Origin of the sequence: Amycolatopsis sp. NBC_00438 (assembly GCF_036026695.1) — a bacterium.
Classification (GTDB): Bacteria; Actinomycetota; Actinomycetes; order Mycobacteriales; family Pseudonocardiaceae; genus Amycolatopsis.
In genome coordinates, this window is sequence record NZ_CP107923.1 from 2334099 (window position 1) to 2351859 (window position 17761).

14 protein-coding genes are annotated in these 17761 nt (G+C 72.7%); 12 read left to right on the forward strand and 2 right to left on the reverse strand.

Annotated elements, in window-relative coordinates; translation table 11 throughout:
• Positions 1-16 precede the first annotated feature (16 nt).
• The 6 genes from OG494_RS10940 to OG494_RS10965 all read left to right on the forward strand — a co-directional run bounded on the left by OG494_RS10940 (position 17) and on the right by OG494_RS10965 (position 7402).
• Positions 17-1870, forward strand: coding sequence for a dynamin family protein (locus tag OG494_RS10940; protein ID WP_328454526.1), 1854 nt, complete (start codon positions 17-19; stop codon positions 1868-1870).
• Positions 1867-3342 carry a dynamin family protein gene (locus OG494_RS10945; protein ID WP_328454528.1) on the forward strand — a complete coding sequence of 492 codons (1476 nt, stop codon included), beginning with the start codon at positions 1867-1869 and terminating at the stop codon, positions 3340-3342. Before OG494_RS10940 ends, OG494_RS10945 begins: the two co-directional genes overlap by 4 nt.
• Positions 3339-4595 carry a hypothetical protein gene (locus OG494_RS10950; protein WP_328454529.1) on the forward strand — a complete coding sequence of 419 codons (1257 nt, stop codon included), beginning with the start codon at positions 3339-3341 and terminating at the stop codon, positions 4593-4595. Before OG494_RS10945 ends, OG494_RS10950 begins: the two co-directional genes overlap by 4 nt.
• A 1-nt stretch (position 4596) precedes the next feature.
• Positions 4597-6231, forward strand: coding sequence for an Hsp70 family protein (locus OG494_RS10955; protein ID WP_328454531.1), 1635 nt, complete (start codon positions 4597-4599; stop codon positions 6229-6231).
• Positions 6232-6341: 110 nt separating this feature from the next.
• Positions 6342-6665 carry a divalent-cation tolerance protein CutA gene (gene cutA, locus OG494_RS10960; RefSeq protein WP_328454533.1) on the forward strand — a complete coding sequence of 108 codons (324 nt, stop codon included), beginning with the start codon at positions 6342-6344 and terminating at the stop codon, positions 6663-6665.
• 29 nt (positions 6666-6694) lie between these two features.
• The gene (locus tag OG494_RS10965) at positions 6695-7402 is read left to right on the forward strand and encodes an RraA family protein (protein ID WP_328454535.1); all 708 of its coding nucleotides are present in this window, start codon (positions 6695-6697) and stop codon (positions 7400-7402) included.
• A 1-nt stretch (position 7403) separates the two neighbouring features.
• Here OG494_RS10965 and OG494_RS10970 read toward each other — a convergent pair whose 3' ends face one another.
• Positions 7404-7898, reverse strand: a complete 495-nt coding sequence (locus OG494_RS10970) for an STAS domain-containing protein (protein WP_328454537.1) — start codon at positions 7896-7898, stop codon at positions 7404-7406.
• A 139-nt stretch (positions 7899-8037) separates the two neighbouring features.
• Between OG494_RS10970 and OG494_RS10975 the strand changes: the two genes are divergently transcribed.
• The 3 genes from OG494_RS10975 (at position 8038) to OG494_RS10985 (ending at position 12148) form a co-directional block, all read left to right on the forward strand.
• Positions 8038-8961, forward strand: a complete 924-nt coding sequence (locus OG494_RS10975) for an aminoglycoside phosphotransferase family protein (protein ID WP_328458921.1) — start codon at positions 8038-8040, stop codon at positions 8959-8961.
• A 213-nt stretch (positions 8962-9174) separates the two neighbouring features.
• On the forward strand, positions 9175-11658 hold the full coding sequence (locus tag OG494_RS10980) for a hypothetical protein (RefSeq protein ID WP_328454539.1): 2484 nt from the start codon (positions 9175-9177) through the stop codon (positions 11656-11658).
• 136 nt (positions 11659-11794) lie between these two features.
• On the forward strand, positions 11795-12148 hold the full coding sequence (locus OG494_RS10985) for a VOC family protein (protein ID WP_328454541.1): 354 nt from the start codon (positions 11795-11797) through the stop codon (positions 12146-12148).
• 13 nt (positions 12149-12161) lie between these two features.
• On the opposite strand, the gene OG494_RS10990 is transcribed toward OG494_RS10985, so the two are convergent.
• Positions 12162-13607, reverse strand: coding sequence for a phenylacetate--CoA ligase family protein (locus OG494_RS10990; RefSeq protein WP_328454543.1), 1446 nt, complete (start codon positions 13605-13607; stop codon positions 12162-12164).
• 60 nt (positions 13608-13667) lie between these two features.
• On the opposite strand from OG494_RS10990, the gene OG494_RS10995 reads away from it, so the two are divergent.
• The 3 genes from OG494_RS10995 (at position 13668) to OG494_RS11005 (ending at position 17754) form a co-directional block, all read left to right on the forward strand.
• Positions 13668-14141: a MarR family winged helix-turn-helix transcriptional regulator gene (locus OG494_RS10995; RefSeq protein WP_328454545.1), complete on the forward strand. Its 474-nt coding sequence runs from the start codon at positions 13668-13670 to the stop codon at positions 14139-14141.
• 465 nt (positions 14142-14606) lie between these two features.
• A complete protein-coding gene (locus tag OG494_RS11000; RefSeq protein WP_328454547.1) occupies positions 14607-14873 on the forward strand; it encodes a DUF1883 domain-containing protein in 267 nt (88 codons plus the stop codon).
• 331 nt (positions 14874-15204) lie between these two features.
• On the forward strand, positions 15205-17754 hold the full coding sequence (locus OG494_RS11005) for a glutaminase domain-containing protein (protein WP_328454549.1): 2550 nt from the start codon (positions 15205-15207) through the stop codon (positions 17752-17754).
• Positions 17755-17761: the final 7 nt, after the last annotated feature.

Below are 17761 nucleotides of genomic sequence, written 5' to 3' on the forward strand. Positions count from 1 at the left end.
ACGCTGAGGAGCGGTCATGCAGGAGCCGAGCGGCGGGGGGCGGATCGCCCTCGACACCCTCGACCTCGCGGTCAAGGGCGCCAAGGCCTACGGGCGGGAAGACCTCGTCCAGCGCCTCACCGACGCCCGGCGCCTGCTGTCCGAGCCCGACATCACCGTCTACGTGGTCGGGGAGTTCAAGCAGGGCAAGAGTTCTCTCATCAACGCCCTGCTCACCGCCAAGATCTGCCCGGTCGACGACGACATCGCGACCGCGGTGCCGACGGTCGTCCGGTTCGCGCCGGAGTCCGGGGCTCTGGCGACCTACGAACCGGCCGATCCGTCGTCGCCGCCGTGGACCGAACAGATCTCGCTCGAAGACCTGCCGTCCCACGTGAGTGAAGCCGGCAACCCCGGCAACCTCCGGAAGCTGCGGTCGGTCACCGCGTCGATCAGCCGCCAGCTGCTCTCCGGCGGGCTGGTGCTGGTCGACACCCCCGGCGTCGGCGGGCTCGGCTCGCTGCACAACGCCGTCACGGTCAGCTCGATCCCGCGGGCGCACGCCGTCCTGTTCCTCTCCGACGCCTCGCAGGAGCTGACCGCCGCCGAGCTGCGGTTCCTCCGGACGGTGAAAGAACTCTGCCCGTCGGTGTTCTTCGTGCTCACCAAAACCGATCTGTACCCGCACTGGCGCCGGATCCTCGAGCTCAACACCGGCCACCTCGACGCCTGCGGCATCACCATCGACACCATCGCGGTGTCCTCGGAGCTGCGCACCGTCGCGGCCCGCTCGGCCGACCAGGAGATGAACGTCGAGTCCGGTTTCCCGCAGCTCGTCAAGCACCTCCAGGGCGTCGTCGGTGACGCCGAACGCTCGGCGCTCAACGCCGTCGGCCTGCACGTCGGGTCCGCCGTCGGCCAGCTGCACGCCGCGCTGCGGTCGCGCCGCACCTCGCTGGCCCACCCCGAGCAGTCCGCCGCGCTCATCGCGGAGCTGACCCGGGTGAACGACCGCGTCGACGCGCTCCGCAGCCAGTCGTCCAGGTGGCAGCAGCTGCTCTTCGACGGTTTCGCCGACATCTCGTCCGATGTGGACTACGACCTGCGCGCCCGCTCACGCGGTGTGCTGCACGAAGCCGAAGAGGCCATCGAAGAGGGCGATCCGGCCAAGAACTGGCCCGAGTTCGAGAAGTGGCTGCGGCAGCGGCTGGCGAACGAGACGCTGGAGAACTACGCGACGTTCGTCAAAGAGGCCCGGATCCTGGCCGGCCGGGTGGCCGAGAACTTCGAGCTCGCCGAGTCGCAGGCCGTGCTGCCGCGCGAGGTGCAGGCGCCGGTCAAGGTGGTCGAGGAGATCGCCATCGACTCGTCGTTCACCGGCGTCAAGACCCGCGGCACCACCGGGATGGCCGCGTTCCAGAAGGCCTACAGCGGGTTCCTGATGTTCTCCATGCTCACGAAGATGGCCGCGCTGGCCATCCCGACGCCGTTCGGCATCGCGGCCGGCCTGCTGATGGGCCGCTCCGGGTTCCTCGACGAGCGCAAGCGGCAGCTGGAGAAACGCCGCACCCTGGCCAAGACCGCCGTCCGCCGGTTCGTCGACGAGTTCAACCTCCAGCTGGGCAAGGACTCCCGCGACGCGATGCGGACCGTCCAGCGGGAACTCCGCGACGCCTACAGCGCGCGCGTCGAAGAACTGCAGCGTTCCCTGACCGAAGCGCTGGCCGCGGCCAAGAAGGCCGTGGTCGAGGACGAGTCGGAGACGGGCGAGCTCAAGCGGCTGGAGGCCGACATCGAAGCCCTCGAAGTTCTCGGCCGGCGCGCCGACGAACTCACCCTGCGCAGTGCCCCCAAGGCAAACGCCGCGCCCCTCCCGGCGGTGACCCGATGACTCCCTTGTACATCCAGGTCCGCGGGCTCGTCGCCCGCGCGTGCGCCGGGTACGCCGGCACCCCCGCCGAGCCGGTGCTGCGGCAGATCGCCGGCCGGCTGGCCGAGCCGCTGCGGGTCGCCATCGCGGGCCGGGTCAAGGCCGGGAAGTCCACGTTGCTCAACGCGCTGGTCGGCCAGGAGCTGGCCGCGACCGACGCGGGGGAGTGCACCCGCGTCGTTACCTGGTACCGCAACGGCCCGACCTACCGGATCATGCTGCACCCGGTCCGCGGGATGCCGCGGCAGCTGCCGTTCGGCCGGCTCAGCGGCACCCTCGGCCTCGAGCTCGGCGTGGCGCCGGACGACGTCGACCGCCTGGTCGTCGACTGGCCGTCCCCGGCGCTGCGGGCGATGACGCTGATCGACACACCCGGGCTGGGTTCGGCGCGGGCGTCGGTCTCCGAGCGCACCGAGGTCGCCCTGGTGCCGGACCGCGACGGGGTCGGCACCGCGGACGCCGTCGTCTACCTGATGCGGCACGTGCACGGCGACGACGTCCGGTTCCTCGAGGCCTTCCACGACGACCCCGCCGAACGCCGCCCGGTCAACACGATCGGCGTGCTGTCCCGGGCCGACGAGGTCGGGCACGCCCGCGGCGACGCGCTGGATTCCGCCGCGAAGGTCGCCGAGCGCTACGCCCGTGACCCGCGCGTCCGCGGGCTCTGCCAGACCGTGGTCCCGGTGGCCGGCCTGCTGGCCAGCTCCGCCGCCTCCCTGAAGGAGGCCGAGTACCGCGCGTTCGGCGTGCTGGCCGCTGCGCCTCGGGACGAGCTGGCGCGGCTGCTGACGTCGGCGGACCGCTTCGCCCGCGCGGAGTCCGCAGTGGACGTCCCGGCGGTGCAGCGCGCGGACCTGCTGAACCGCTACGGCCTGTTCGGTGTCCGGCTGGCCGTCGAGCTGACCGGCGGCGGCCTGGTGACCGGCGCGCGGGCGCTGTCGGGGGAGCTGCTGGCCCGCAGCGGCCTGCACCGCCTCCGATCGCTGCTGACCACCCAGTTCGCCGCGCGGGCCGACGTCCTCAAGGCGCGCTCGGCGCTGCAGGCGATGGAGCTCGTGCTGCGGGCCTACCCGGATCGCACCGGCGGGCTGCTGCACGAATGGGAACGCGTCGTCGCCGGCGCGCACGAGTTCGCCGAGATCCAGCTGATCGACTCGATCCGGCTCGGCGTCGTGCTGTTCACCACGGACGAGGCCCGCGACGCGGAACGGCTGCTCGGCGCGACCGGGGTGGACGTGCCGAGCCGGCTGGGCCTGCCGGCCGACGCCGGCCGCGCGGCGATCCGGCAGGCGCTCGGCGCGCAGCTGCTGAGGTGGCAGCGGCGCGCCGAGCACCCGGCCTCGCCCCGGGACGTCCGCGACGCGGCCCGCGTCCTCGTGCGTACGTGCGAAGGAATGCTGCTCAGCGAAGCCCGGGCGGAGGTCTTGTCGTGAGCGACCATGTGCAGGGGAAAGTCAAGAAAGCGGTCACCGCCGTCGCCGGCGCCACGGTCTCCGAGGTGCTGGGCAACGCGCTCACGCCGGGGTCGCCCAGCGCACCGCCGCCGCCGCAGCAGCAGCCGGAACCGGCCGCGGCCGAGACTCCCCAGGACACCTCGGGTCACGAGTACGTGCCGCACGTGGAGACGACCAGTGTCACCCGCGGCGAGGACGGGTCCGTCGAAGCGCGGACCGGGACGACCTGGCACCCGGAGACCGCCGACGGCACGCCGCTGGCGGACCTGCCGACCGTCGAGGAGTTCGAGCAGATCGACGTCCACGAGGACGCCTTCGGCAACTTCGTCATCGACGCGACGGAACGCTTCGTCGTCCACAACCACGGCCACGACGAGGTCTACGTCGACCACCAGCACCTGGTCGTGCCCGGCGACGGCACCCCCGGCGACACGGACATCGACATCTTCCAGGACGCCGACGTCGTGGTGCACGAGAACCCGGACGGCACGATCAGCGTCGAGCACCGGGGTTCGCTGAGCTTCGAGCTGACGCCGGACGCGCCGGGGCACGGCGACATCGAGGTCTTCCAGGAGGAGACGGTCGTGCTCGACGAGGCCGAGACCGGCCCGCCGGGGATCGAGGTCGGGATCACCGCCGACGAGAAGGCGACCGCCGAAGACCCCTTCGGCGAGCCGGCCGGGCCGACCATCCACCAGACCGAGACGGTCGGCGACCGGGCCCGCGGGACGTCGGTGACCACGTCGGTCACCGCGCCCGCGCCGTCGGTGCCCGGCCCGCCGAGCGCACCGGTCGTCACCTTCAGCCGTCAGCCGTCCACAGTGGACGCACCGGCCGCGGCGCCGGTCGCCGTCGAGACGACGACGCTGGCGACGTCGTCCGCGCTCGCCGACCACCCGGCGGCGAAGCACCTGAGCTTCGCGCCGGAAAAGCCGAGCTTCGCGAACGAGCCCGAGCCGGCGCACCACGACGCCGGGGAAGTGACCGGTTCGCGGCCCGAACCGAAGGAAGAGCACCCGTTCGACCACCCCAAGCCGGAACCGCCCGACGAGCCGCCGCCGGAGCCGCACGACGAGCACGACCAGCACGACCAGCACGACCCGCGTCCGCTGGAGCCACCCGGCCCGCCGGAGCACGAAGAACCGCCGGAAGAGCCGCGGCCGGTCCCGGACACGGCCGAACACGACCACCACTTCGATGATCACCACGCGCACGCGGACGGCGGAGGCTGAAATGGGCTACGGACTGGGTATCGACCTCGGCACGACCTTCACGGCCGCCGCCGTCGACAGTGCCGGCCACGTCGAGATGGTGTCGCTCGGCGACCGCACGGCGGCCATCCCGTCGGTGGTGCTGCTGCGGGCGGACGGCAGCGTGCTGGTCGGGGACGCGGCCAACCGGCGGGCGGCCGTCGAGCCGGACCGGGTGGCGCGGGAGTTCAAGCGGCGCCTCGGCGACCCGACGCCGGTGCTGCTCGGCGGCGCGCCGCACTCGGTGGCGTCGCTGATGGCGCACCTGCTCGGCCACGTCGTGCGGACGGTCGCCGGGCAGCAGGGCGGCCGGCCGGACCGGATCACGCTGACCCACCCGGCGAACTGGGGCCCGTACAAGCGGGAGCTGTTCGAGCAGGTGCCGAAGCTGACCGGGATCGACCGCGTCGGCCTGATCACCGAACCGGAGGCCGCGGCCGCGCACTACGCCGCGCAGGAGCGGCTGGAGGAGGGCGCCGTCGTCGCGGTGTACGACCTCGGCGGCGGCACGTTCGACGCGACCGTGCTGCGCAAGCGCGGCGGCGGGTTCGAGATCCTCGGCTCTCCCGAGGGCATCGAAGGACTCGGTGGCGTCGACTTCGACGAGGCCGTGTTCGGGCACGTCGACCGCGCGCTCGACGGGAAGCTGTCGCAGATCGACCCGGACGACCCCGGCGCGGTCGCCGCGGTGGTGCGGCTGCGCCAGGAGTGCGTGCTGGCCAAGGAAGCCCTGTCCGCGGACACCGAGACGGCCATCCCGGTGCTGCTGCCGTCGGTGCAGACCGAGGTGCGGCTCACGCGCGGCGAGCTCGAGGAGATGATCCGCCCGTCGATCACCGCGACGATCGGTTCGCTGCACCGCGCGCTGCGCTCGGCGAACCTCCGGCCCGCCGACCTCGGCGCGGTGCTGCTGGTCGGCGGCTCGTCGCGGATCCCGCTGGTGTCGCAGCTGGTGTCGGCCGAGCTCGGCCGCCCGACCGCGGTCGACATCCACCCGAAGTACGGCGTCGCGCTCGGCGCCGCGGCGCTGGCTTCCGGCCGGTCCGGGCTGGTGCAGGCGACCCAGGCCCAGCTGCCGGTGCCTCAGGTACCGCAGACGCCGCCGACGGGTGTCGCGGTGCCGCGCACACCGCCGGCGGGAGTGCCGGCGCGTCCCGACGCCCGGCGCGCACCGGCCCCGCGTGAGGAGACGCGCGCGCTGGCCACGCCGGGATTCGGCGCGGGCGCGCCGCCGCCGTCGCTCGGCCGGGGCAAGGCAGACGGGGCGAGCCCGGGACGCCGCGCGTCGCGGCGCGGGGTCGTGATCGGGTTGTGCGCGGTCGCGGTGGTGGCGATCGGCGGCGTCGCGGTGGCGGTCAGCAGCAGTTCCGGCGGTGGCGGCACTTCGGGTGACCCGACGCCGGAGGTGTCGACGAGCGAGGCGCCGACGCTGGTCAGCATCCCGTCGCCGTCCGAGGTGCCGGAAACCACGCACGCGACGGTGGCGGCGCCGCACACGAACCCGCCGGCGACGACGCGCCGCAAGACCCCGCCGCGCACCACGACGCCGACCCGCACCACGACCCCGACGACGACCACCACCCCGACGACCTCGACGAGCGCGAAACCCACACCCTGAGCCGGGGAGTCCGGGAGGAAGGCGCGGGCCGCGCTCCGTCGGGGGAGCGCGGCCCGCGCCTCGCGGTCACGGCCGGCCGCGCGCGGTCCCGTCGCCGGTAGCCTCACGACATGGCTGCTGAGCACGTGATCGTGACGACCACGACCGACTCCGAGGCGGCGGCTCGCGAGCTGGCCGCGCGGGCGATCGAGGCCCGGCTGGGCGCCTGCGCGCAGGTCGTCGGCCCGGTGACCAGCGTCTACCGCTGGGAGGGCAAGGTGCAGACCGATCAGGAGTGGCGCGTCGAGATCAAGACGACCGCCGACCGGGTCGCCGCGCTGACCGAGCGGATCGGGCAGCTGCACAGCTACGACCTGCCCGAGGTGATCGCCACGCCGATCGAGGGCGGCAGCGCGGCGTACCTCGCCTGGCTGACCGCGGAAACGCGTGGCTGAAGCGCCGATCCGCTGATTAGGGTCGGGGAATGGAGCACGAAGATCTCGAGCGGCGTTTCGCGACGCTGACCACCGCCCACCTCGCGGACGCCTGCATCCGCGCCGGGCTGCCCGTGCGCTGCGCCCCGGCGCCGACCCGCGCGGTGGTGCCCGGCAGCAGGCTGCTCGGCCCGGCGGTCCCGGCCCGGCACGTCGGCAGCGTCGACGTCTTCCTGGAGGCGTTCGAGCACGCCGTTCCCGGCGGGGTGCTGGTGGTCGACAACGGCGGCCGCCTCGACGAAAGCTGCGTCGGCGACCTCGTGGTCCTCGAAGCGCGCGCCGCCGGGCTGTCCGGGGTGGTCATCTGGGGCCTGCACCGCGACACCGCCGACATCCGCGAGATCGGCCTGCCCGTGTTCAGCCTCGGCTCGCTCCCGACCGGGCCGCTGAGCCTCGGGCCCCGCGTGGACGGCGGGCTGGCCGAGGCGATCGTCGGCTCGTGGCGGATCGGGCCCTCGGACCTCGTGCTGGGCGACGACGACGGTGTCCTGTTCCTCCCGCGAGACCGCGCGCCGGAGCTGTTCACCCTCGCCGAAGGGATCCGCGACACCGAACGGCGTCAGGCCGACCGGATCCGGGCCGGTGAATCGCTGCGGGACCAGGTCCGGTTCACGGACTTCCTGGCCGCGCGGGAAACGGACCCGGCACTCACCTTCCGCGCGCACCTGCGCGCCGTCGGCGGCGCGATCGAGGAGTGACTCACCGGGCGGCGGCGAGGCTTTCCGCCGGCAGCAAGGCGAACAGCCGGCGGACCGCGCGCGAGTGCTCCGCGTCGATCGTGAGGCGGGCGCCGGCGGCGTCGGCGAGCAGCTGGGCCCGCATGAGCGAGTTCAGCCCGGCGACGGAGAAGAACGTGACGCCGCCGAGGTCGACGACCACCTCGTCGACCGCGCCGTCCACTTGGGACTGCAGGACCTCGTCGAGCCGGCGCGCGGTGCTGAGGTCGATCTCGCCTCTCGCCCGCACGAACACGGTGCGCGGCCGGGGGTGACCGACGTCGATCGACAGCCGGCCGTGGGCGTCCACCCAGGCCGTGGTGAGTTCGTGGCCGGCCGGTCGTGGTTCGGGAACCATCGCGGCACACCTTTCCTCGGGCTGCGGGATCGAGCTGCGGATCACCCGGACGAGGAGCGGGGGACCGGTGCGCAGCCTGCCGACCCCGGCGCGTACGTCCGGCAGCGGCTGACGGCTCAACCGTGAATCCTCATCATACTGCACTCGATCTTCGTGAACCACCGCCGCCAAATTCGGTGGACAGCGCCCGTGCGCACCCGCTGTGATCGGCCGTGCCCGGCGTACTCCGGCCGGGCGTGCCGAAGGGGGGACGTCCTTGGTGGTCACCGGTGATCTCTCCTCGGCCGAAGCGACGATCACGGTCCCCGTGGTCCGCAGCCTCGTCGAGACGCAGTTCCCGCGGTGGGCGGGGCTCGCGATCGAGCCGGCGCCGGCGCAGGGCGTCGACAACGCGACCTACCGCCTGGGGCCGGACATGTCGGTGCGGCTGCCCCGGTTCGCGCGGTGGATCGGGCAGGTGACGCGTGAGCAGGAGTGGTTGCCGCGGCTGGCGCCGCAGCTGCCCTTGCCGGTCCCGGTCCCGCTGGCCGAGGGCGAACCGGGCGCGGGCTACCCGTTCCCGTGGTCGGTCTACCGCTGGCTGCCGGGCGGCCCGGTCGAACCCGGCCGGGTCGAGGGCGTGGCGGCCGCCCTCGCCGGGTTCTTCGCGGCGTTGCACGGCCTGGACGCGACCGGCGGCCCGCCGCCGCAGTGGAGCAACGGCTTCCGCGGCGTCTCGATGACCGACGAGCGCGATTCGGCGATCGCCCCGGCCCGGCTGGCGCCGCGCATCGAGGCCGTGGCCGGCCCGGTCGACCTCGACGCGGTGGCCGCGGTCTGGGAGACCGCCCGTGCGGCACCGCCGTGGGAGGGCCCGCCGGTCTGGATCCACGGGGACCCGGCCCCGGCGAACCTGTTGTCGCGCAACGGCCGCCTCAGCGCGGTCGTCGACTTCGGCACGCTGGCGGTCGGCGACCCGGCCTGCGACCTGATCGCCGCGTGGTCGGTGCTGTCGGCCGAGGGCCGCGCCGAGTACCGCAAGACCCTCGACATCGATGACGCGACGTGGGCCCGCGGGCGCGGCTGGGGCCTGACCGCGGTGCTGCCGTCGCGAGCGGAACTGACCGACCCGGATCCGGCGCGGGTGGCCGCGGCGCGCCGTCGGCTGGACGAGCTGGTGGCCGACCACACGTCGTCCCGCTGAGACACGGCCCCGGGTAGCCGCGGTGCACAGAGGACGGCCGGCAACCGGTCGTCCGATCGCGAACATCGCAGATCACGGGCGGTAACGAAACACACCCCCTGGGCGAGTAACCTCACACGAGGGGGTGGTCGACGAGTGGCCGGGCAACGACACGGCGGGTTCGATCAAGCGGAACTTCCGGAGGCACACCGGATCAGGTGGTGGCTCGCGGCCGTGACGGCGGGTCTCGTCGCGGCCGGTTTCGCGATCGTGCCCTACCTCCCCTTCTTCCAGGAGCTGACCTTCATCCGCGACCCGAAGGTCGCGAGCGTGATCACCTGGACCGTCCTGCAGACGTCGGTGGTCGTCATCTCGGCCGTCCTGACGCTGTACTTCATCGGCAAGGCCCGGCTCGAAGCCGCGGCCTACCGGGCCAACCAGATCGACATCCGCCTCTTCGCCGACGAGCGCCCGGACGCCAGCCACGACCGCGAGATCGACTCCGCCGTCGAACTGACCGCCGCCTTCAAGAGGATCCTGAACGACTCCCGGCTCTACACGCCGACTTCCGTGCCCGGGGTCGGCGGGTCCTACGACTTCATCCAGATCGTCGAGCACGCCGGCGAGTCCGCCGACGGCTGGTGGAAGGCCGCGACCAAACTGATCCGGCTCGCGCAGCCGCCCGCCGCGTTCACCGTCACCGGCACCGTCCGGCCCGGCAACACCACCGGCCGCTACCAGCTGATCCTGGAGCTCGTCCGCTGCCCGCGCTTCGCCGCGAGCCCGCTGGTGATCGAAGACGAGAACTGGCCGCGCGTGCTGCACCGCGCGGCCAACGCCGTCGCCGCGCTCGTCATCCCGCGCAGCGCCTACGTCCGCACGAACATCCACTGGGCCGCCTGGCGCGACGCGAAGATCCCGTACGAACTGTTCGACGCCTACCAGCGTGCCAACCACTTCATCACCTACCGCCGCTACGACGAGGCCCTCGCCGAGTACTACCGCGCGCTCAGCCTCGACCCGTCGAACGTCTACATCAGACTCGAGATCGCCGCGCTGCAGGAGCAGCTCGACCTGCACCTCGACGCGCTCGCCACCTACGACGACGTGATCACCTTGTGCAGCAGGGGGAAACCGGCGCTGGCCCGGTGGTGGATCGGCGAGGACTTCGCCCGCCAGCCGCGCCGCGCCGCCCGCGCCCGCGACGTCGCGCTGCTCATCGCCCGCTACCGGCACGCGCTGGTCCTCGGCCACGGCGACTCGGTGGCCGGCTCGTGGTGGGTCCGCCGGACCACCGCGGGTGTTCCCGGTGACGCCCGGGCGCTGCGCCGCGCGGAACTGCGGGCGGCCCTGGAGCTGCGGTTCCGCCGCTACGTCGAGCTCGACGTCCGGACCCGGCCGTACGCGATCCCGCGGGAGAAGCGCCTGGAGCTGCACCGGCGCGTGATGCGCGTGTCGGTGCCGGAGCTGGTCGTCCAGGACGCGACGCTCGAGCAGCTCGCCGAGTACAACCAGCGCGCTTCCGAGATGCGGTCGTACTTCTGCGCGCTGTCGCAGTACGAGATCGAACGGCTCGTCGAGGACTACCGGAACTTCGGCCGGCGCTGGCGCCGCAGCTGGGAGCAGCTCACCAACCGCGCCCTCGACCTCTCCCTGGTCTGGGCGGTGCTGCGGCGGGCGATGGCGGACGTCGAGCCGATGTCCGGCGCCGTCCCCGAGCCGCGACCGGCCTACCCCGGCAGCCGGGTGAAGCTGGCCGACGTCTGCCCGGACCGCCGCTGGCCACCGGACCCGCAGGCCCTGGACGACACCGTCGAAGCCGCCGGGCCGCGCAAGTCGTGGGAAGAGTGCTACAACGCGGCGAGCGTGTACGCGGTCGCCATGCTCGAAGTCGGCCCGCAGGGCGAGCGCGACCTGCGGGACCGCGCCCGGAACCCCCGCCTGACCGGGGACACCCGGGACGAGGTGGCCCGCCGCGCCGTCCGCGAGCTATACCACGCCGCGACGATCAGCCACAGTGGACGGCTGCCCGAGCGCCGGTCGTGGGTGATGGGGGAGGACCCCGACCTCGCGTCGTTGCGCGGGCACGAGCTGTTCCGCGTCTTCGAGATGGTCACCTTCTCACCGGACCGCGCGGCGCCGCTGCGCCCGCAGCGCGCGCACGTCTGGGAACAGGTCAGCTACGTCCGCCAGCTCGTCTGCGAGATCGCCAGCTGCCGCGCGCACTTCTGGCGGCTGCGGGCCCTGGACCCCGACCCGGTCCGGGACGGCCGGGTGCTCGACCGCTGGCGGTCCACCGACCGCGACGCCTGGCGCCGGCTGGCGGACCTGGCCACCGGGAAGCAGGACTGGTACACGCGTTACCAGGCGATCAGCGCGTTCCGCGAGTGGTCGGCCGACTGCGGCTACCCCGGAGCCATCGCCGGTTTCCCGCTCTACAACGAGGAACGCCTGCACGCCCAGCTGCGCGGCGCGGCGGGCGCGAAGGGACGGACGGGGATGGACCCGAACATCGTCGTCCGCGAGTACGTCCGGTTCTGCGACCTGCGGCTCGACCAGCTCGTGGCCGACATCGCGGAGGTCGAGCACACCCAGGACGACTTCGCGGCCCGCGCGGACCTGTGGGGCGCGCTGTGTTCGTGGTTCGACGACGACATCGCCGACGGCTCGTCGGCCGACGAGCGCCGTGAGCGGTTCCGCAAGCTCGTCAAGCCCTAGCCGCGAAACGCCGGTCCGCAGCGCAGGAAAGCCACCACCGCGGCCACACCGCACCCGGCGGCAACCGACCCTCCCCGGCCTCACGGGTCGGTACACCTGGCCGTCGCACGGGCCGGCGTCCTGGCAGGATGGCGGCATGGAACGTGTACTGGGTATCGGCGGGTACTTCCTGCGAGCCGCGGATCCGGCGGCCCTGAGCGCCTGGTACCGCGACTGCCTGGGCCTCGACGCCGACGAGCACGGCCGGTGGGACCAAGGTGACGGGCCCACGGTGTTCGCGGCCTTCGAGTCCGGCACCGATTACTTCGGGTCCCGCACCCAGCAGACGATGCTCAACTTCCGGGTGCGCGACCTGGACGCGATGCTCGCGCAGCTGCGCGCCCAGGGCGCGGCCGTGGCCGACGAGACGCAGGACATGGCGGGGGTCGGCCGCTTCGGCTGGGTCACCGATCCCGAGGGCAACCGGGTCGAGCTGTGGCAGCCCGCCTGACGACGGGCTTCGCTCAGGACGGCCGCGTGTAGCGGTGCTTCACCCCGACCGGGAAGTACTCGGGGTCGCCCGCCGCGCGTAGTTCCACGTCGGGCAGCTGCCGCTCGGCCGGGACGTAGTGCGCGAACTCGCTGTTGAGCCGCAGCAGCTGCGCGCGTACGGACTCCGCGATCGCGCCCGCGTCCGCCGTCGCGCCCGGCGCCGTTTCGACGGTGATCCGCAACCGCCGGTCGCGGTCCTCGTCCTCGACCGACTCGACGACGAACTTGCCGGTCACCGTGTCGCTGATGCCCGGCTGCTCCAGCCCGACCGTGACGTTCTCCGGGTAGACGTTGGCGCCGAAGAACGACACGGTGAACAGGGACCGGCCGAAGACGTACACGAACGGCAGGTCCGGGCCGGCCGGCGGGGTGAAGCCGTGGCGGGCGCAGTAAGCGAGCAGATCGGCGTGCGGCAGGACCCCGCCGTCGTCGGCGATGTGGTAGCGGATCAGCGGGATCCCGCCGTCCGCGGTGAACACCAGCGTGCCGTCGTGCTCCTCGAAGAACCGGCTCGCCGGGTCGTACTGCACCAGGGTCGGGAGCCGCGCGTCGCCGAAGACTTCGCGCGCCAGCTCGGGCCGGTCCGCGAAGAACCGGCGGATGCCCACCGAGACCGGGGTTTCCGTGCCGAGTACGCCGGCGTCGGCGGTCCCGTACAGCGACGCGATGTCGCGGACCGGGTCGGCCACCCCGGCCCGCTGCGCGACGAGGTCGCGCCACTGCTCGCTGAAGACCTCACCGGCCAGGACGAGCTTGATCGCGTACGCGCGCCAGTCGATGCCTTCGGCGACGCCGGTGTCGACGACGTCCTTGACGAACGGCGGATAACCGAGCAGCACCACCTGCTCGAAGTGCGGCGCCAGTTCGGGCAGCACCCGCAGGATCTCGGCCTTGTTGTTGCCCGGCGCCACGACCGTGATCGGGCAGCCCTTGGCCGCGAGGTGGCGCACGCACGCCGTCGTGAACAGGCCGCCGACCCAGGTGCCGAGCGGGAAGCAGACCACGGCGAGCGTGCCGCGCTCGTCGGCGTGGAAGCCGTCGACCATGACCTGCTCGAACCGGCGGGCCACGTGCAGCTCGTCTTCCAGCGCGCGGGGCCAGATGGTCGGGTGCCCGCTGGATCCGGAGGAGACGGCGATCATGTCGAGGCCGGCGAACGTGCCGTCACGGCACAGCTCGGGCAGCGGGTACTTCCGGTGGTAGCCCGCCTTGTCCACCAGGGGCAGCCGCCGGAAGTCCGCCGGCGTCGTCACCGACTCCGGCGTGATCCCGTGGTCCCGCAGGAACTTCCGGTACGCGGGCACGGTTTCCGCGGTCCGCCGGAACAGGTCGAGGACCTGGTTCGCGGGCGCCGGCCCGGGTGTCCCGAAGAAGGTGTCGAACGCCTGGCGCACGCGGGCCTGCCGACCGTGATCCATGATCGGAGCATAGCCGCCGCGCCGCCTGCCGTGATCGCACCGAAGTGCCATGATGGGCGCGTGAGCACCTCCGCGGAGCAGCACGCCACCGGCGGGCCGTTGACCCTGTACCTGGTCAAGCGGCTGGAACTGGCCATCCGCGCGCTGCTCGACGACGCGCTGAGAGAGCTGGGGCTCACCACGCTGCAGTACACCGCGCTCACCGTGCTGGAGGTGAGCGGCCCGCTGTCCTCGGCGCAGCTCGCGCGCCGGTCGTTCCTGCGGCCGCAGACGATGCACGAAATGGTGCTGGCGCTGGAGAAGCGCGAACTGATCGAGCGGACGCCCAAGGCGGACAACAAGCGTGTCCTGCTGGCCAGCCTCACCGGCACCGGGCGGGCCCTGCTCGCCGACTGCGCGCCCGCGGTGGGGGAGGTCGAGCGGGAACTGCTCGCCGACCTGAGCCCGGGCCAGCGCACGACGTTCCGTGAGGGGTTGCAGCACGGCGTCCTCGCCCTGGGGTCGCTGGCGGAATCCCGGCGACAGGAACCCTGACGGGCCTGCGCCTGACGGAGCGGGCTCGGCCGGTTGGCGGGTTTACCGAGCTTCGCCGACACGAAAGAACTGGGCCGGACGAGTGGAAGCGCCCGGTGGCGCGCAGCTGCCGTGTGGCGGCTCGCCTGGGTGGGTACGTCCAGATCTGCTCCCGCATCTGGAGGTTCGCCGACCGTGACCTGGGCACGCACCGTGGCGCCACCGGGCAACGCCGTACGCCGCGTAGTGGTCGTGGCGCGATGACGGCGTGGTGGCTGTTGTCCTGGCGGGTATCGGGCCACGCCCAGGCGGCTCCGGTGCGGCGCGTGGAGCCGGTTCGCCGGGGTGTGGCCAACTCCGTTTTTGCCGCTGTTTCGCGCCCGGAATCGGTTGTTCCCGGTGGCGCGGGCTCGAATGCGGCGCGTCCGATCGCTTCGGAAACCGTGGACAACCGGGTCAACCACATCTGTGGAAGAGGGACGGACAATGCAACCGAAGGTGTTCGACCTGGGGAAGGTTCGAAGAGACGCGGTGGTCACCGTGCGGCTGGCCGCCATGGCGAACGTCCGGCTCCTGACGGCGGTCAACTTCGAGGCTTACCGGCGCCGGCAGTTCTACCGGATGCACGGCGGGGTGGCGACCGCGCCGATGTTCAAGATCCACATCCCGGCCAACGCGCACTGGTTCCTGGTGCTCGACGTCGAAGGGCTGGAAAGCCTGCCCCTGCACCCGCGGGTGAGCGTCGCGCCCTGAGCGGCCCGCCTCGGGACGCACCGGCACGAGGGCGGCTCGGCGCGGCCCCCGGAGCGGACAGGAACCCGGCCAGACCGGACCGCCCGGGGAGAGCCGTCCGACGGTGACGTCCGGGTGCCCGGCGGCGCGGGCGATCCACGGATCGGCCCACGTCGGCGTACCCGCAGACCGCCTGCCGGCGGCACCGGACCGGTGCGCAGCGTGGTCCGGTCGGCACCCGGCGCAACGGCCCCCGCCGACCATCGGCGGATTTACAACGTTGTACCAACGATGTAAAAGTGTCCCTGCGCTGTTCGTCGCTCCGGTTCGTAAGCCGTAGAAGGGGCCACCGATGTCCTCCCGTGAACGCGATCACCTGACCCGCCGCGACCTCCTGCGGCTCGCCGGCGGGACGGCCGCCGCGGTCGCCGCCGCCCTGTGGCTGCCCGGCACGGCGTCGGCCGCGGGCACCTTCAGCCCGATCCGGCCGCCCGCCACGCCGCTGATCGTCCGCTCGCCGTACCTGTCCACCTGGCAGCCGTCCGACAACCTGCCCGGTACCTGGGCGGGCTTCTGGAACGGGCACACCACCGCGCTGTGCGGCCTCGCCCGCATCGACGGCGTGGCCTACGTCTTCGCCGGCTCGCCCGCCCTGCCGTCCGGGCCCGCGCTGACCCCGATGACGCAGGTGAGCCTGCAGGTCACCGGCACCCGCTCGACCTACGTCCTCGGCGGCGGCGGGGTGAACCTGACCGTCACGTTCTTCTCGCCCGTCGACCCGGCGAACCTGCAACGCCAGTCCGTGCCGTTCGGCTACGTGACCATCCGGGCCACCAGCACCGACGGCCGCGCCCACGCCGTCGACCTGCACTTCGACACCTCGGCCGAGTGGGTGCACGGCAACACCGCGACCCCGGTGACCTGGACGCAGCAGCAGGCCGGCGGCCAGACCCTGCTGAGCTGCGCCCCGGCCGGTCCCGGTGTGCTCCAGGAGAACGGCGAACAGGCCAGCTGGGGCTCCCTGGTGCTCGCGGCGCCGACCGCCGGGACGACGTGGCAGATCGGCCAGGACACCGTCGTGCGCGCCGCCTCGGCCGGGCAAGGCGCCCTGCCCGGTACCAGCGACACCGCGCAGCCGCGCGCGATCAACGACCGCTGGCCGGTGCTGGCGTTCAACAAGAACCTCGGGACGATCGCGGCCGGCGGCACGTCGGCGCCGTTCACGCTCTCGATCGGCCACGTCCGCACGCCGGCGGTGCGGTACCTCGGCGCGGAGCTGAAGCCCTGGTGGACGCACTACTGGGGCAGCTGGCAGGACATGGCCGTGTGGTTCGCGGGCGACTACGCCGCCGCGCTGTCGGCCGCGACCACCATCGACCAGCGCCTGCACGACGACGCCGTGGCCGCGGCCGGCGGCGGGACCGCCGGCGAGCACTACGCCGCGATCTGCGCGCTGGCCCTGCGCCAGGCGTTCGGCGGCACCGAGCTGGTCGACCGCGGCGGCTCGCCGTGGGCGTTCCTCAAGGAGATCTCCTCCAGCGGCAACATGTCCACAGTGGACGTCACCTACCCGGCGTTCCCGGCCTACCTCTACCTGTCCCCGGCCTACCTGCGGCTGATCCTGGAGCCGCTGCTCGACTACCCCGAGCACGGCGGCTGGCCGATGCAGTTCGCCGAGCACGACGTCGGCACCCACTACCCGGACGCGACCGGGCACAACGACGGCAACGAGGAGAGCATGCCGGTCGAGGAGTCGGCCAACATGCTGATCATGGCCGCCGCGCTGATCCAGCGGCTCCCGGCGGCGGAGGCGAGCGCGTTCGCCACCACCCACTACCGGATCCTGCGGCAGTGGGCCGAGTACCTCGTCGGCAACACCCTCGACCCGGGCTTCCAGAACCAGACCGACGACTTCACCGGGTTCATCGCCCACAGCGCCAACCTCGCGCTCAAGGGCATCATCGGCGTCGGCGCGATGGGCGTCATCGCGAGCGTCACCGGCAACACGGCCGACGCCCAGCGGTACCGGTCGGTCTCGCGCAGCTACGTCAGCCAGTGGGTGACGCTCGCGCAGGACACGTCGAACCAGCACCTGAAGCTCGCCTACGATCAGCCCGGCACGTGGAGCCTGAAGTACAACGGCTTCGCCGACCGGGTGCTCGGCCTCGACCTGGTCCCGCTGGGTGTCGCCGCCCAGGAGGCGGCCTGGTACCAGGCCCGCGCGAGTGCCCACGGCGTGCTGCTCGACCCGCGCAACAACTACACCAAGGCCGACTGGGAGCTGTGGACCGCGGCCTGGCTCACCGACCAGCCGAACATCCGGAACACCCTGGTCGAAGGCGTCTACAGCTTCGCGAACACGACACCGCAACGCGTGCCCTTCACCGACTGGTACGTCGTTGCCGACGCGACCCAGCGCGGCTTCCAGGCCCGCCCGGTCGCCGGCGGTTACCTGGCGCTGCTGACCCGGCCCGCCGGGTCCACGACCCTCTGGCGCAAGCTCCAGAACCAGCGGTCGGGCAAGGTCCTCGCGGTGTCGAACATGTCCCTGGCCGACACCGCCGAGGTCACGCAGTGGTCGGACAACGGCAGCGCCGACCACCTGTGGGCGGTGGTCGACAACGGCGACGGCACGGTCCGGATCGTCAACCGCAACAGCGGCAAGATCCTGGCCGTGCACGACCAGAGTCTCGACAACGGCGCGCACGTGCAGCAGTACCAGGACAACGGCACCCCGGACCACAACTGGCGGATCGCCGACGCCGGCGGCGGCTGGTCGAAGATCGTCAACGTCCGCAGCGGCAAGGTCATGGCGGTCGACCAGCAGTCCACGGCCGACGGCGCGCAGGTGACGCAGTGGGACGACAACGGCTCCCCGGACCACCTGTGGCGGTTCGTCTGACACCGTT